The 13,555-nt window shown below is 67.9% G+C and carries 16 protein-coding genes; 9 read left to right on the top strand and 7 right to left on the bottom strand.

The features are described from left to right. Nucleotides 1–69: 69 nt before the first annotated feature. Nucleotides 70–504: an Lrp/AsnC family transcriptional regulator gene (locus tag ACLARN_RS02530; RefSeq protein ID WP_409489676.1), complete on the top strand. Its 435-nt coding sequence runs from the start codon at nucleotides 70–72 to the stop codon at nucleotides 502–504. Nucleotides 505–507: 3 nt separating this feature from the next. Here ACLARN_RS02530 and ACLARN_RS02525 read toward each other — a convergent pair whose 3' ends face one another. The 3 genes from ACLARN_RS02525 to ACLARN_RS02515 all read right to left on the bottom strand — a co-directional run bounded on the left by ACLARN_RS02525 (nucleotide 508) and on the right by ACLARN_RS02515 (nucleotide 2,621). Then, complete coding sequence (locus ACLARN_RS02525) at nucleotides 508–1,503, bottom strand: DUF2203 family protein (protein ID WP_409489675.1); 996 nt, start codon at nucleotides 1,501–1,503, stop codon at nucleotides 508–510. A 21-nt stretch (nucleotides 1,504–1,524) separates the two neighbouring features. Next, entirely contained in the window at nucleotides 1,525–2,115 is a 591-nt protein-coding gene (locus tag ACLARN_RS02520; protein ID WP_409489674.1) for a hypothetical protein, read from the bottom strand. 74 nt (nucleotides 2,116–2,189) lie between these two features. Next, nucleotides 2,190–2,621: a hypothetical protein gene (locus tag ACLARN_RS02515; RefSeq protein WP_409489673.1), complete on the bottom strand. Its 432-nt coding sequence runs from the start codon at nucleotides 2,619–2,621 to the stop codon at nucleotides 2,190–2,192. 326 nt (nucleotides 2,622–2,947) lie between these two features. Here ACLARN_RS02515 and ACLARN_RS02510 point away from each other — a divergent pair, with 326 nt between their 5' ends. Further along, the gene (locus ACLARN_RS02510; protein ID WP_409489672.1) at nucleotides 2,948–4,171 is read left to right on the top strand and encodes an NADP-dependent isocitrate dehydrogenase; all 1,224 of its coding nucleotides are present in this window, start codon (nucleotides 2,948–2,950) and stop codon (nucleotides 4,169–4,171) included. Nucleotides 4,172–4,373: 202 nt separating this feature from the next. Further along, complete coding sequence (locus ACLARN_RS02505) at nucleotides 4,374–4,679, top strand: SH3 domain-containing protein (protein ID WP_409489671.1); 306 nt, start codon at nucleotides 4,374–4,376, stop codon at nucleotides 4,677–4,679. A gap of 61 nt (nucleotides 4,680–4,740) precedes the next feature. On the opposite strand, the gene ACLARN_RS02500 is transcribed toward ACLARN_RS02505, so the two are convergent. Next, entirely contained in the window at nucleotides 4,741–5,484 is a 744-nt protein-coding gene (locus ACLARN_RS02500) for an MBL fold metallo-hydrolase (protein ID WP_409489670.1), read from the bottom strand. A gap of 56 nt (nucleotides 5,485–5,540) precedes the next feature. Between ACLARN_RS02500 and ACLARN_RS02495 the strand changes: the two genes are divergently transcribed. Together ACLARN_RS02495 and ACLARN_RS02490 are read left to right on the top strand one after the other, a co-directional pair. Then, nucleotides 5,541–6,347: an exodeoxyribonuclease III gene (locus tag ACLARN_RS02495; protein WP_409489669.1), complete on the top strand. Its 807-nt coding sequence runs from the start codon at nucleotides 5,541–5,543 to the stop codon at nucleotides 6,345–6,347. Between the two features lie 11 nt (nucleotides 6,348–6,358). Beyond that, nucleotides 6,359–7,210 (top strand): hypothetical protein, encoded by an 852-nt coding sequence (locus tag ACLARN_RS02490; RefSeq protein WP_409489668.1) that lies wholly within the window; start codon nucleotides 6,359–6,361, stop codon nucleotides 7,208–7,210. On the opposite strand, the gene ACLARN_RS02485 is transcribed toward ACLARN_RS02490, so the two are convergent. Continuing rightward, the gene (locus ACLARN_RS02485) at nucleotides 7,204–7,704 is read right to left on the bottom strand and encodes a cupin domain-containing protein (protein WP_409489667.1); all 501 of its coding nucleotides are present in this window, start codon (nucleotides 7,702–7,704) and stop codon (nucleotides 7,204–7,206) included. The two genes, ACLARN_RS02490 and ACLARN_RS02485, sit on opposite strands and share 7 nt — an antisense overlap. 65 nt (nucleotides 7,705–7,769) lie before the next feature. Between ACLARN_RS02485 and ACLARN_RS02480 the strand changes: the two genes are divergently transcribed. Further along, nucleotides 7,770–8,267, top strand: coding sequence for a MarR family winged helix-turn-helix transcriptional regulator (locus tag ACLARN_RS02480; RefSeq protein WP_409489666.1), 498 nt, complete (start codon nucleotides 7,770–7,772; stop codon nucleotides 8,265–8,267). Nucleotides 8,268–8,326: 59 nt separating this feature from the next. Here the strand turns inward: ACLARN_RS02480 and ACLARN_RS02475 are convergent, their stop codons facing one another. Next, a complete protein-coding gene (locus ACLARN_RS02475; protein ID WP_409489665.1) occupies nucleotides 8,327–9,205 on the bottom strand; it encodes a glycoside hydrolase family 19 protein in 879 nt (292 codons plus the stop codon). 399 nt (nucleotides 9,206–9,604) lie between these two features. On the opposite strand from ACLARN_RS02475, the gene ACLARN_RS02470 reads away from it, so the two are divergent. Further along, complete coding sequence (locus tag ACLARN_RS02470) at nucleotides 9,605–9,946, top strand: hypothetical protein (protein ID WP_409490000.1); 342 nt, start codon at nucleotides 9,605–9,607, stop codon at nucleotides 9,944–9,946. Nucleotides 9,947–10,554: 608 nt separating this feature from the next. Here ACLARN_RS02470 and ACLARN_RS02465 read toward each other — a convergent pair. Continuing rightward, nucleotides 10,555–11,301, bottom strand: a complete 747-nt coding sequence (locus tag ACLARN_RS02465; RefSeq protein WP_409489664.1) for a S1 family peptidase — start codon at nucleotides 11,299–11,301, stop codon at nucleotides 10,555–10,557. A 163-nt stretch (nucleotides 11,302–11,464) separates the two neighbouring features. Between ACLARN_RS02465 and trpS the strand changes: the two genes are divergently transcribed. Together trpS and ACLARN_RS02455 are read left to right on the top strand one after the other, a co-directional pair. Further along, complete coding sequence (trpS, locus tag ACLARN_RS02460; RefSeq protein WP_409489663.1) at nucleotides 11,465–12,484, top strand: tryptophan--tRNA ligase; 1,020 nt, start codon at nucleotides 11,465–11,467, stop codon at nucleotides 12,482–12,484. A 41-nt stretch (nucleotides 12,485–12,525) separates the two neighbouring features. Then, a complete protein-coding gene (locus ACLARN_RS02455) occupies nucleotides 12,526–13,548 on the top strand; it encodes a YhjD/YihY/BrkB family envelope integrity protein (protein WP_409489662.1) in 1,023 nt (340 codons plus the stop codon). The last annotated feature ends 7 nt before the right edge of the window (nucleotides 13,549–13,555 follow it).

The following is a 13,555-nucleotide window of genomic DNA, read 5'->3' as shown; positions in this document are numbered from 1 at the left end:
ATGGGCGAATCAGCGGAATCACTGAAAGAAACTTGGTCAAGGCGTGGTTTCACTGAAAGCTCACTGGACGTGATCGACCGGCGACTCCTCGAACTCCTCCAGGAGGAGGGCCGCATCACCCTGAGCGAACTCGGGCGCCGCGTCTCACTGAGCCCGGCCGCCGTCGGCGAACGCGTCAAACGGCTCGAAGCCGACGGCACGATCATCGGCTACGCGGCGCTCGTCTCGCCGTCCGGGATCGGCCTCGGGCTGCGGGCGTTCGTACGGATGGCGCCGCACAGCGGGTTCACCGTCCGGCATCCGCGCACGCGGAAGATCATGGACCGCCCGGAGATCCTCGAACTGCACCACGTGGTCGGGGAGGACTGCTGGATCCTCAAGATCGCCGTCCGCGACACCGCCCACCTGGAAGACCTGCTCGAAGACCTGTCCACGCTGGGCACCACGACGACGTCGATCGTCATGTCCAGCCCGATCGAACGACGGGTCCTCCTGCCCTCGTGACCCTCAGGGTTTGGTCGCGTGCACCACGAACACCGACCGGACCCTGTCCTCGGACTCGACGTCGAGGCGCTTCACGGTCACCTCGGTGAAGCCCGCTTCGGCGGCGAGCCCGGCCGCGTCGTCCTCGGTTTCCGGGAGCGTCAGGTCGGTGGGGACGATCGCGGCGAACGCCTCCGACGGCCGGAACGCCGACGCCAACGGCAGACTGAAGCCCAGCCTGCCGCCAGGACGCAGGGCACGCAGCCAATCGCGGAGCGCGGCCGCGCCGAGGAAGTGCAGCGAGGACGCGCACAGCACGGCGTCCGCGCCCTCGTCCTCCACCGGCGACGGCACCGCCGAGGCGACCTGCCAGGTGATGAGCTTGCCGGGGTCGTGCGCCGCCGCCTTCGCCTCGGCCTGGGCGATCATGCCCGGCGAGATGTCGATCGCGAGGACCTCGCCCGGCTTCAGACGCAGCGCAGCGAACGCGGCCACGCCGGTCCCGGTCGCGACGTCGAGAACGCGTTCGGGAGCTGTGCAGCCGAGGCCGTCGACGAGCGCGTCGGCGACAAGACCGTGAAAGGTGTCTTCGTCGTAGTGGGCCGCGACGCCGTCGAAGAGGCCCGCCGCGATCTCCTCGCGCACGGCCTCGACCCGGTTCGGGAGGCGGCGGCGCCCGGCGAACCCCAGGTCGGTGCGGTGGTACCAGGACAGCTCCGGGTCGCCTTCGAGCCAGCAGAGCAGGACGTCGACGCCGTCGAGTTCGGCGGGGAAGTCGATCAGGAGCGGTGCGAACCCCTTCAACTCCGCGCCCGTCCGTTGGACGGTGGTCATCAGATCGTCCAGCCTGGCCTGCGCGGCCTTCCACTCCGGCATGCCGCCGAGCGCGGTCTCGCGGCCGCCCGGACGCAGGGACGCGGCGAGTTCGGCCGCGTCGGCGCGGAGGCGGACGAGTTCGTCGAGCACAGGGCGTAGCCGGGCGAGTTCGGCGCGGGCTTCAGGAACGGTGAACAATCCCATGCGCCGATGGTCCCAGCCTCCTCAGCGGCGCCGCCGGGCGAGTCTCGATGCGAGGCCCGCGCCGATCAGGAGGAAGCCCGTCCCGAGCAGGCCACCGATGAACAGCCAGCTCGTGACTCCATAGGTGACGTCGTTCTGCGGCAGGTACTTCACCAGGCGGAAGCCCCATTCCGGGACCGCGGCGGCGGTCACGCCGGGTGCGACGCCCCAGACGAGGCCGCCGAGGATCGGGCCGGTCGCCGAGAGCGCGCCGAGCAGCCCGACCGCCAGCAGCAGGATCCCGCCGCCCACGAGCAGTCCGATACCGAAGACGTCACGCTGGGTGCTGAGCGTCGCCTGGACGAGCATCTGCTGCCGCAGGCCGCCCCAGGCCAGCAGGCCGAGGGCGACCGGCGTCAGGATCAGCCCGCCCGCTCCGCTGAGGGCGCGACGCGCGCCTCGGCCCGCGCGGGTGTCTTCGGCGACCAGGTCGTCTTCGTAAGGCTGCTCGTACGGTTCGTACGACTCGACGTCCTCGTAGGGCCTTCGCGGGTCTTTCGGTTGCTGCTCGTACTCGCCGTACTCCTGGTAGTCCTCGTCGTCGTACTCCGCGACGTACCGGTGCGATGACATGGGCGGGTCACCTCCCTTAACCGGACTACGGACGCGAAGCCCCTTCGGTTCACTTCGATCTCCGCAGAGCGCGTTTAGCCCGCTAAACGCGAAATTGAGCGGCGCCGGGTGAGGGTCCCGACCAGGCCGGCCCCGACCAGCAGGAAACCGGCCCCGAACAGGGCGCCCATCACGAGCCAGGTCACCAGGCCGACGCCGAGTTCGCGGCCGCCGAGGTCGTACATGGTGCTCATGACGCTCTGCCCGCCCAGGAGGGTGGTCAGCCCCGGCACCACTCCCCAGAGCAGCCCGCCGATGACCGGACCGAGTCCGGACAGCGCGCCGAGGAGCGCGACGCCGAGCAGGAGAAGGCCGCCGAGGATCAGCAAGAACAGGCCGAGAGGGTCTTCGCCGACGGTGTAGGCCTGCGCGTACATCCGCTGTAGTCGCGAGCCGCCGTAGATCACCAGGCCGAGCGCGACCGGCGTGAGCAGTACCCCGCCGACCGTGCTGAGCACGCGAGGCACGGCGCGGCTGCTTTGCTTAGGCTGGAGGTACGGCTCCGGTGCCGGTGGCTGCTCGTGCGGCGGCACAGCATAGGGGTTGGTGGACATGGGGACCGCCCTTTCCGGTGGCCGGCTGAGGAGTGCGGTTCGATGATGTCGCGGTCTCGCGGGTCGCGTGACGGCCGGATGGCCGTCGTCCGACCGGGTGACGTCGGCCACATCGGCCTCGTGGAGACTTGATACCGACCACTACTGGAACCATCCAGGACCGTTAAGCAGTACGCTTGTACCGCTACCGGAGAGACTTAAGAAGAACGCGAAGATCCGCGGAAGGAGCACCGCTGCTCATGGCCAAGATCAAGGTCCAGGGCACCGTCGTCGAGCTTGACGGCGATGAGATGACCCGCATCATTTGGCAGTTCATCAAGGACAGGCTGATCCACCCGTACCTGGACGTGAACCTGGAGTACTACGACCTGGGCATCGAGGAGCGGGACCGCACCGACGACCAGGTCACCGTCGACTCGGCCAACGCGATCAAGAAGCACGGCGTCGGAGTCAAGTGCGCCACGATCACGCCGGACGAGGCACGCGTCGAAGAGTTCGGCCTGAAGAAGATGTGGCTCTCGCCGAACGGCACGATCCGCAACATCCTCGGCGGCGTGATCTTCCGCGAGCCGATCGTCATCCAGAACATCCCGCGCCTGGTGCCCGGCTGGACCAAGCCGATCATCATCGGCCGTCACGCGCACGGTGACCAGTACAAGGCGACCAACTTCAAGGTCCCCGGTCCCGGCACGCTGACCATCAGCTACACCCCGGACGACGGCTCCGAGCCGATGGAGTTCGAGGTCGCGAAGTTCCCCGAGGGCGGCGGCGTCGCCATGGGGATGTACAACTACCGCAAGTCCATCGAGGACTTCGCGCGCGCCTCGCTGCAGTACGGCCTCGACCGTGAGTACCCGGTCTACATGTCGACCAAGAACACCATCCTCAAGGCCTACGACGGCATGTTCAAGGACGTGTTCGAGGAGATCTACCAGGCCGAGTTCAAGGCCGACTTCGACGCCAAGGGCATCTCCTACGAGCACCGCCTGATCGACGACATGGTCGCCGCGGCGATGAAGTGGGAGGGCGGCTACGTCTGGGCCTGCAAGAACTACGACGGTGACGTGCAGTCCGACACGGTCGCGCAGGGCTTCGGCTCGCTGGGCCTGATGACCTCGGTGCTGCGCACCCCGGACGGCAAGACCGTCGAGGCCGAGGCCGCGCACGGCACGGTGACTCGGCACTACCGCCAGCACCAGCAGGGCAAGCCGACCTCGACCAACCCGATCGCGTCCATCTACGCGTGGACCCGTGGCCTCGAGCACCGCGGCAAGCTGGACTCGAACCCGGAGCTGATCGGGTTCGCGAACAAGCTGGAGCAGGTCGTCGTCGAGACCGTCGAGAGCGGCAAGATGACCAAGGACCTCGCGCTGCTGATCGGCAAGGACCAGCCGTTCCAGACCACCGAGGAGTTCCTCGCGACGCTGGACGAAAACCTGGCCAAGAAGATCGCCCAGGGCTGATTTTCGCTTTGAATACGGTGAAGGCCCCTTCCTCGCGGAAGGGGCCTTCGTCGTTCGTGCCCTGCCCGTGACGGTGGGTAGTACGCGACTCGCCGGGTTGGCGCCTCCGGGTGGTTGGCAATCCGGGATCTGGGCGACCGCCCCGGCTTCTGCCACTCTGGTCAAGGCAGAAAACGATTCCCTTGTTCGAGGAGTGACCATCATGGCCATCTCGAAACCGGTCTTGTTCCTCGGTGCCGGCGTGGCGCTGATCGTCGTCGTCGCCATCTCGGGACAAGACAGGGAGTCGAGCGCTTCGAGCCCTACCGGTTGCCAGGTCGTGGTGACCGCCGACGTGCTCAACGCGCGCGACACCCCCGGCGGGCAGAAGATCGTCGGCAAGTACGTCAAGGACGCGAAGATCGACGCACAGCCGGTGGTCGAGAACGGCTTCCGCAAGGTCGCCGAGGGCAAGTGGGTCTCCGCCCAGTACGCGACCCCGGTCGACGGCTCCAAGTGCGGCCCGTGACCTGCGGCTTCGCGTTTAGCCCGCTAAACGCGACTGGGGTGCGTGGCCTGCCGCGTCGCGATTAGGGGGCTAAACGCAAGTGGGCGCCTTCTTCGGCCGCTAGCACCTCGCCGCTGAACGCCTTCCGCGCCTCGGCCACCGAGACCTCGCGGGCGGAACCGGGCCAGAAGTGGGTCAGCAGCAGTCGCCGGGCACCCCCGCGCTCGGCCCAGTACCCGGCCTCGCCCGCCGTCGACACCAGCCGCGGCGTCTCGTCGGGAGACGGGCCCTGCAGCGTGGCGTCGGCGATGAGCAGGTCGGCGTCGCGCGCCAGCTCCGCCAGCAGCGGGCTGGGTCCGCTGTCGCCGGTGTAGGCGACGGTGAGCCCGGGCGCGGTCAGCCGGACACCGTAGTTCGGCACGTGGTGCGGCAGAAGGAACGTGGTCATCCGAAACGGCCCGACCTCGCGCGGCTGGCCCAGTTCGTGCACGTCGAAGATGGTCGTCGGATGCGGGCGCGGTTCCATCGCTTCGAGCCGCCGCACGGTGCCCGGCGTGCAGTGCAGCGGAATCTTCGGGTCGTCCGGCAGCCCGTAGGCGCGGGCACGGCCGAGCGCGCTGACGTCGGCGCAGTGATCGGGGTGTTCGTGCGTCACCACCACCGCGTCGACCCGGCCGCCGGGGCAATGTTCGAACAGCCGCGACGCCGCGCCGTAGCCTAGATCAAGAACGATCTTGAAACCGTCGTGGACCAGGAGGAAGCCGGCGCAGGCCCGCCCCGGTTCAGGCCAGGCGCCGCAGCTGCCCAGCACGGTCAGCTCGCTCATCCGCCCAGTCTTGCAGAGCGAACGCCCTGACGTTTCTGTCGGACCCTCCGGGTAGCGTGCGAAGGGTGCTGACCGTCTCCACTGTGAATGTCAACGGCCTCCGTGCCGCCGCGAAAAAGGGCTTCGTCGAGTGGCTCGGCTCCACCAAAGCCGACGTCGTCGCCTGCCAGGAGGTCCGGGCCGAGCTCAAAGAGCTCCCAGCCGGTGCCGCCGCGCCCGAAGGGTGGCACGTGGTGCACGCGCCGTCCGCGCAGAAGGGGCGCAACGGCGTCATGCTCTTCAGCCGCGCCGAGCCGGACGAGGTCCGCATCGGCTTCGGCGAGCCCGAATTCGAGGACAGCGGCCGCTACGCCGAGATCCACCTGCCGAACGTCGTGGTCGCGAGCCTGTACCTGCCCAGTGGTGACGTGGGGACCCCGCGCCAAGACGAGAAGGAACGCTTCATGGCGGCGTTCCTGCCGTATCTCGTCGACCTGCGCGCCAAGGCCGAGGCCGGTGGCCGTGAGGTCGTCGTCGTGGGCGACTGGAACATCGCCTACGAGAAGACCGACCTGAAGAACTGGCGTGGGAACCAGAAGAGTTCGGGCTTCCTGCCGGAGGAGCGGGAATGGCTCGGCCGCGTGTTCACCGAGGCCGGTTACGTCGACGTGCAGCGCAAACTCGACCCGGAGGGCCCCGGCCCGTACACGTGGTGGTCGTACCGCGGGAAGGCGTTCGACAACGACTCCGGCTGGCGCATCGACTGCCAGATCGCCACCCCCGGTCTGGCCGAGCGGTGCACCTCCGTCGTGGTCGAGCGCGCCGAGTCCTACGACCAGCGCTGGTCCGACCACGCGCCGGTGATGGCGACGTATTCCGGCTAGCCGAGGCGGTCATGGAGACGAACGAGGCCCGGCGCGTCGAGGCGACGAACGCCGAGCGCTACCAGATGTCCGGTCAGTACGGGTGGGAGTTCAGCCCGGACGCGCCGAACCTCCTGGAGCGCTGGACGGTGCTGCCGTTCAACCAGCGCGGCGACAAGCGGATGGCGTTCGGCGCGCTGAGCGGCGCGTACAACGGGCTTCGGTTCAGCGTCTTCGACTACCACCGCCGTCCGACGGTCACGAGCGTCCACACGCGGTGGACCAACAAGAAGGTCAACGAGCTCGACACGCTCTCGATCGACTCGGTCTGGGTGGTCGCCCTGCCCGCGCCGATGCCGAACTTCCAGATCGTGTCGAGCATCGAATCGGCTTGGGACGTCGAGCGGTACCCGGAGCCCGCCACCGCGGACCGGAAGTTCAACCGCTGGTACAAGCTGATCGACACCGATCCGAACGTCGCGATCCAGGTGCTCACGCCGCAGGTCGCCGCCACGATGCGATCGTTGAAGCTGCACACCTGGTCGCTGGTGGGGGCGGAACTGGTCTACGTCGAGAATCCGACGTTCGGCCGGACCAAACCGGACGACGTACTCGCGACGCTGGGCAGGCTCGCGCAACTGGTGCCGCTGCTGCCGTTCCACCTCGGTGGCGGGCAGCCCGTCGCGCCGCCACCGCAACAGCCGTATCCGCCGCGGAATCCCCAGTACCCGCAGCAGTATCCGCCCCCGCCGCAGTACAGGCAGCACCCCGGATACCCGCCGCAGCAGCCTTATCCGCCCCAGTACCCGCCGCCCCAATACCCGCCGCCCGGGTATCCACCGCAGGGGTATCCGCCGCCGGGATACCCGCCGCGCGGCTACTGACGCGCCTTCGCTGTCTTCGTCCACACTGGACTCTCGACGAAGTGGTTGTCGAATTCTTCCTGGCTGTCCAAGAGATCCTGGACAGTCGCCTTGCCGTGGCCGACCTGCTCCAGTAGCCGGAAGTAGCCGAACCGTTCCACGCCGGGGATGAACACGATCAACACGTCCGCCGATGAGCCGACGGCCGCGCGGAAAGCGTGTGTGGTCAGCGGCGGGACGACGAGCATGTCGCCCTCGGAAACGGTGACGATCTCTTCTCCCACAAGGACTTCCAGGTTTCCGCCGAGCATGAAGAACATCTCGGAGGAACCGGTGTGGTAGTGCGGCGCCGCGCCGTCCGCGCCGACGCCTAACTGTGTTCTCGCGCTGCTCAGGAGTCCACCTGTGGTCGAGACGTCGGCGAGCAGCGTGACGAGAGCGGGGGCCGCGCCGACGGTCTCGGCTTCGGCCGCGCGGACGAGGACGGGTTCACGGGTCTCGATGTGCTGGGTCATACCCGAGATAGTTCCAGTGCTGATAGTTCGCTGTCAAACTATCTCCCGTCGAATAGACTGCCGTCGTGAGTGATGAGCGAAACGCCGACGCGATCGACGCGGTGGTCGGCGCCTGGCGGCGGGAACGACCGGAACTGGACTTGGCCGCGATCGGGGTCGCCGGTCGCCTCGGCCGCGTGGCGATGCTGACGACGCCGATGGTGGAGGCCGTGTTCGCGAAACACGGGCTGAAGCAGGGGGAGTTCGACGTGCTCGCGGCGCTCAGGCGGTCCGGAAAGCCGTACACGCTCATCCCGTCCGAGCTGTCCACGACGCTGATGATGTCGAGGGCCGGGATGACCAGCCGGATCGACAGGCTCGAGTCGGCGGGGCTGGTCGAGCGCGCGCTCGACCCGGAGGACCGGCGCAGTTTCCGGGTCACGCTGACCGAGCGCGGGTTCGAAGTCGTCGACGCCGCGATGACCGAGCACACCGCGAACGTCGCGAAGCTGCTTTCGCCGCTCGGTGACGACCTTGACGTCCTGGACGCCTCGCTGCGCCGACTGCTCGGCGCTCTTGAGTGACGAAGGGGCCCTTCGCCGCGTCAGATGCGGCGAAGGGCCCCTTCAGCTCCCTGGACGGATCAGCAGTACAGGTTGCCCCCGGGGTCGACGCCGAGGATGCCGGTGAACTGCTGGTACTTGTTCACTCGGCTCTGCACCTGGCCTGGGTTGCCTCCGTTGCACTCGAGGCTGCCGTTGATGCTGCGGATGGTCTCGCCGAAGCCGCGGCTGTTGACCATCGCGTTGTGCGGGGTCATCGTGCCAGGGCCGTTCTGGGTCATCCAGTACCAGATGCCGGTCTTCCAGGCGACCGCCGCGTCGTTCTGCACCAGCCACGGGTTGGTCAGCAGCGGCAGGCCCAGCGCGTCGCCGGCGGCCTTGTAGTTGAAGTTCCAGCTCAGCTGGATCGGGCCGCGGCCGTAGTACGCGGCGTTGCCCGCCGGGCAGCCGTAGGACTGGCTCGTGTCGCAGTAGTGCGGGTAATTGGCCTCGTTCTGCTCGACGATGTGGACCAGGCCGCCGGTCTCGTGGCTGACGTTCGCCAGGAAGGCCGCCGCCTCCTGCTTCTTGACGGTGTCGCTGCCGGTGCCCGCGAAGGCCGGGTACGCGCTGAGGGCGGTGACCAGGCCGTTGTAGGTGTAGAAGGGGTTCCGGCTGGGGAACATCTGGTTGAACTGAGCTTCACTGACCACGAAACCGGACGGGTTCTGCGACCCGCCGCCGCAGGCGCCCTGATCGGCCCAGACCTGCGCCGAACCGGGCGTTTCGTTCTGTGTCCACCATTTCGCGGACCAGTTGTGCCCGTTGTGGGAGGCGGTGTTGCCGCCCCAGTAGACCGAGCTCGCGTTCCACGGCGCCACGCAGTCCGCCGCGGAGGCGGACTGGGCCGGGACGACCACGGCGACCGTGGTGGCGGCGAAGGTGGCGGCGACCGCCGCGAGAATACGTCGAAGAGACATCGGTGGCTCCTTCGTACGAGGGGACCATGCAGGGAGATTGGTCTATACCTTTTAAGAGGTATGGCCAACAGGTATAGACCATTGCGCACAAGAAACCAACCGGGGAAAGTCGGATCGTCCCTGTTCGGCCCTGTGGTGGCATCCGAACGGCCTAATCCATGTCTTGTTCTGTCAGAAACCGTTTGGCCCGCGACAACTCTGAGAAGAGGGGTGCTCGAAACATCCCCCCTGTGAGGGGCTAGTCTCGTGCCCCGAGTTGATCAGAACCCACAGGTCTTGACACGCTCGGTAGTTTTTTGACCAGCAGCCTGGAAATGTTAACTCGTTCGGGTTAGCGTTCCGGTTCAGCAATGTCACGTCACGGGAGGCACTCCGGTGCGGAACCCAGTTCATCTCCTGATGCGGTCGGCTCTGCCCGCGGCCAGGGCCGCGGCGGTCGTCGCGATCCCGGTCGCACTGCTCGTCGCAGGAGCCGGCCCGGCCTCGGCCGCGGAGTCGACTTCGCGCTCGGAGATGGCGTTCGGTCTCTTGGGCCCGGTCGGCCTGATCGCCGTCGCGCTCGGCATCGTCGGCATGGCCTTCGGTGTTTTCCGTCAGCGCCGGAAGGCCCGCGCCGCCACCGGCGGCCCCGCCGCTCCCGCTGTCGTCACCTCGCTCCAGCCCGCCACCCCGGACGTCGCCGCGATGGCCGAGGCCGTGCTCGCCGAGGGCGACGCCCTCACCCGCCCGCAGCGCCCCTGACCTGCGCCTCCCCGGGCCCATTTCGCGTTTAGCCCGCTAAACGCGCCTCGCCCGAGCTTCGCGATTTGCCCGCTAAAGTCGCCCTGGCGCCGACCCCGGTCGGATCGCAGTTTGCCCGCTAAAGTCGAGTCCGCCCGCGCGGTGCCCCCCGGCCTCCGGATCGCGTTTAGCCCGCTAAACGCGAGGCGGTGGCGGGACCGGACAGATCGCACTTAGCCCGCGAAACGCGGCGTGTCGGATTTCTTGGGTAGGGACACCTAGTCCGGCCCGGATTGTTTAGCCGCGCGCTGATCGCCACGCTCAGGTCCATGACGGTGACGCGGCGTCGCAGCCGGCCCGGTGATCCCTTCCCGCGAGCTTTGGACCGGGCGATCACGGACAGCGGTCTCGGACTCGACCGGATCCGGCACCGGCTCGCCCAGCAGGGCGTCCGGGTCAGTGTCGCGACCTTGAGCTACTGGCGGACCGGAAGAAGCCGCCCCGAGCGGTGCGACTCCCTGAAGGCGGTCGCGCTGCTGGAGCGGCTCTTCGAACTTCCGCACGGTTCCTTGCTGAACCGGCTGGGACCGCGTCGCCCCAGGGGACGGTGGGGCGACGCGGGGACCGGATCAGACTCCGGAGTTGGTGCGGATCCAGCTGCGGAAGTAGGGGACGTCCACGTAGATCGACGGCCCGGTCGCGCAGGTGCTGCTGTTGTTCCCCGCGCGGCTGGTGGCGCCGACCAGCTGCCAGACACCGTTGACCTGCTTCACCTGCGGGCCGCCCGAGTCGCCGTAGCAGGCGCCCTTGTTCCCACCGGGGTTGTTGGTGCAGATCTCGCTCGCGCCGCGGATGCCGGAGCAGCTGCCGTCGGAGACGATCGAGGTGTTCAGCTCCTGGAGGTTGATCGGGGCGCCACAGCCACCGCGGACAGGGCAGGTCTGGCCCCAGCCGATGATCCGCGTCGCGGTGCCAACGGCCCCCGACGTGTCGGCGATCGTGATCGGCGCCTGCGACACCGCCGTCGAGAGACGCAGCAGCGCCAGGTCGGCGCTCGGGTGGGCGATCCGCTGGGCCACGCGGGCGACGGTGCCGCCGCTGGTGCGGTTCGTGGTGCCGACCCGCACCTGGTACGGCGTTCCACAGTGCGCCGCGGTGACCACCCAGGTCGAGCTGATCAGTGAGCCACCACATTGGTGCCCGCCGCCGCTCGACTGCTGGGACGCCATGAACGAGTAGACCTGGGTCGCGTTGCCGCCGCCGACGATGTTCGGCTGGACGCCTCCGGTGGGCTCGGCGGCTGCCGCGACGCCGGAAAGCGAGAAGACGGCCGCAGCCGCCATGGCCAAGCCCATCAGTAGGGATCGTGCCTTCATCTGGGTTCTCCTTCGGTGTGGCCGGATGATCCGGTGCCATGAACGGTAGGAATCGGACACCGCGCCCAGAACCGTCGGAAGTATGTGCCGGTTAACCGTTTACATCTTTCGGCCGGGACGAGGCCGGGTGACCCGACGGCGCACGGCCTGACAGAATCCGGGCGTGTCCGACGAACTGAAGCGCCCGCGGGTGCTCTCCGGGATCCAGCCGACCGCCGACTCGTTCCACCTGGGCAACTACCTGGGTGCGCTGCGGCAATGGGTGCGGCTGCAGGACACCCACGACACCTTCTACATGGTCGTCGACCTGCACGCGATCACCGTCGAGCAGGACCCGAAGGTGCTGCGGGACCGCACGCGCCGCTCGGCCGCGCAGTTGCTCGCGCTCGGCGTCGACCCGGCCCGCAGCGCGCTGTTCGTCCAGAGCCAGGTGCCCGAGCACGCCCAGCTGGGCTGGGTGCTGGAGTGCCAGACCGGGTTCGGCGAGGCGAGCCGGATGACGCAGTTCAAGGACAAGGCCGCGAAGCAGGGCACGGATCGCGCCAGTGTCGGCCTGTTCACCTACCCGGTCCTGCAGGCCGCGGACATCCTGCTGTACCAGGCGAACGAGGTCCCCGTCGGCGAGGACCAGCGGCAGCACCTGGAGTTGACGCGCAACCTCGCGCAGCGGTTCAACAACCGCTACGGCAAGACGTTCACGGTGCCGGAGCCGCATATCGTCAAGGACACGGCGAAGATCTACGACCTCCAGGAACCGACCGCGAAGATGAGCAAGTCCTCGTCGACCGGCAACGGCCTCATCGAGTTGCTCGAAGACCCGAAGAAGTCGGCGAAGAAGGTCCGCTCGGCGGTCACCGACACCGGCCGCGAGATCGTCTTCGACACCGAGAACAAGCCGGGCGTCTCGAACCTGCTGACGATCCTCTCCGCGCTGACCGACGAGCCGGTCGCCGAACTCGAAACCGCCTTCGAGGGCAAGGGTTACGGCGATCTGAAGAAGGGTGTCGCCGAGGCGTTCGTCGACTGGGTCACTCCGGTGCAGGAGCGCGTCCAGTCCTATCTGGATGACGTCGCCGAGCTCGACAAGGCGCTGGCCCTCGGCGCGCAACGGGCACGGGAAGTCGCTTCGGTGACTTTGCGGAACGTCTACGAGAACATCGGTTTCCTTCCCCCGGCAGGCTGATTCGCGCTGCGAGCCGGGGTGGACGTGGTTAGCGTCGACAGGTGGCGAAAGATGACGGCGCGAAGCTGGCCGAGGACAAGCTGCTACCGCGGTTGAGGCGGAAGTACGGCTGGCTCGATCACCTCATCCGGGCGAACGACGCCTTCACCGAGCGCTACGGCAACCACTACGCCGCGGCCATCACCTACTTCAGCGTGCTTTCGGTGATCCCGATCCTGATGGTCGCGTTCGCGATCATCGGGATCGTGCTCGCCGGCGACCAGGCGGTGACGAACCAGCTCATCGACGGCATCCAGAAATCGGTGCCCGAAGGGCTGAGCGATCTGGTCGGCAGCATCATCAAGGCGGCGCTGGAGTCCGGCGGTGGCATCGGCGTGTTCGGCCTGGTGCTCGCGCTGTACTCCGGCGTCGGCTGGATGACGAACCTGCGTGACGCGCTGACCGCCCAATGGGGTCAGGAAAAGCAGCAGCTGCCGCTGGTTTCGACGACCATCAAGGACCTGCTGTCGCTGGTCGGGCTTGGCCTCGCGCTGGTGGTCTCGTTCGGTCTCACCGCGGCGGGCAGCGGCGTCGGGCGATTCCTGCTCGAACTGGTCGGCCTGGAAAACCAGAGCTGGGCGGTGTTCCTGCTCAAGGTCGCGACGATCCTGCTCGGCCTGCTCGCGAACACGCTGGTGTTCCTCTGGGTCATCGCGAGGCTGCCTCGCGAGCACGTCGCGCTGCGCAGCGCGGTCAAGGGCGCGGTGTTCGCCGCGGTCGGGTTCATCGTGCTCCAGCAGGGCGCGACCCTCTACCTCGGCAGCGTCACGAAATCACCAGCGTTCACGTTGTTCGGTCCGGTGATCGGCCTGCTCGTCTTCGCGAATCTCGTTTCGCGGTTCCTGCTGTTCGTCACCGCGTGGACCGCGACGGCGAAGGAGAACATGTCGACGGTCATCGAGCCGCCGCCCCCTGTGTCCATTCACCCGAGGGTGACCGTTCAGCAGGGGCCGGGCACCGCGGCCGTCGGCGGGGCTTTCGCGACCGGTGCGCTGTTGGGCTGGTTCGGCCGCCGAAAGTCCTGACTGTCGA

Source organism: Amycolatopsis sp. cmx-11-12 (assembly GCF_046269425.1).
Taxonomy (GTDB): Bacteria; Actinomycetota; Actinomycetes; order Mycobacteriales; family Pseudonocardiaceae; genus Amycolatopsis.
Note: the sequence above shows the minus strand (reverse complement) of the source record. Positions and strands in the feature narration are given on the sequence as shown.

Coding starts and splice junctions, on each gene's coding strand:
- ACLARN_RS02475 (WP_409489665.1), bottom strand. CDS start 9,205: ATGTCTCTTCGACGTATTCTCGCGGCGGTCGCCGCCACCTTCGCCGCC.
- ACLARN_RS02485 (WP_409489667.1), bottom strand. CDS start 7,704: ATGACCCAGCACATCGAGACCCGTGAACCCGTCCTCGTCCGCGCGGCC.
- ACLARN_RS02525 (WP_409489675.1), bottom strand. CDS start 1,503: ATGGGATTGTTCACCGTTCCTGAAGCCCGCGCCGAACTCGCCCGGCTA.
- ACLARN_RS02505 (WP_409489671.1), top strand. CDS start 4,374: ATGGCCATCTCGAAACCGGTCTTGTTCCTCGGTGCCGGCGTGGCGCTG.
- ACLARN_RS02510 (WP_409489672.1), top strand. CDS start 2,948: ATGGCCAAGATCAAGGTCCAGGGCACCGTCGTCGAGCTTGACGGCGAT.
- ACLARN_RS02470 (WP_409490000.1), top strand. CDS start 9,605: ATGCGGTCGGCTCTGCCCGCGGCCAGGGCCGCGGCGGTCGTCGCGATC.
- ACLARN_RS02465 (WP_409489664.1), bottom strand. CDS start 11,301: ATGAAGGCACGATCCCTACTGATGGGCTTGGCCATGGCGGCTGCGGCC.
- ACLARN_RS02500 (WP_409489670.1), bottom strand. CDS start 5,484: ATGAGCGAGCTGACCGTGCTGGGCAGCTGCGGCGCCTGGCCTGAACCG.
- ACLARN_RS02520 (WP_409489674.1), bottom strand. CDS start 2,115: ATGTCATCGCACCGGTACGTCGCGGAGTACGACGACGAGGACTACCAG.
- ACLARN_RS02490 (WP_409489668.1), top strand. CDS start 6,359: ATGGAGACGAACGAGGCCCGGCGCGTCGAGGCGACGAACGCCGAGCGC.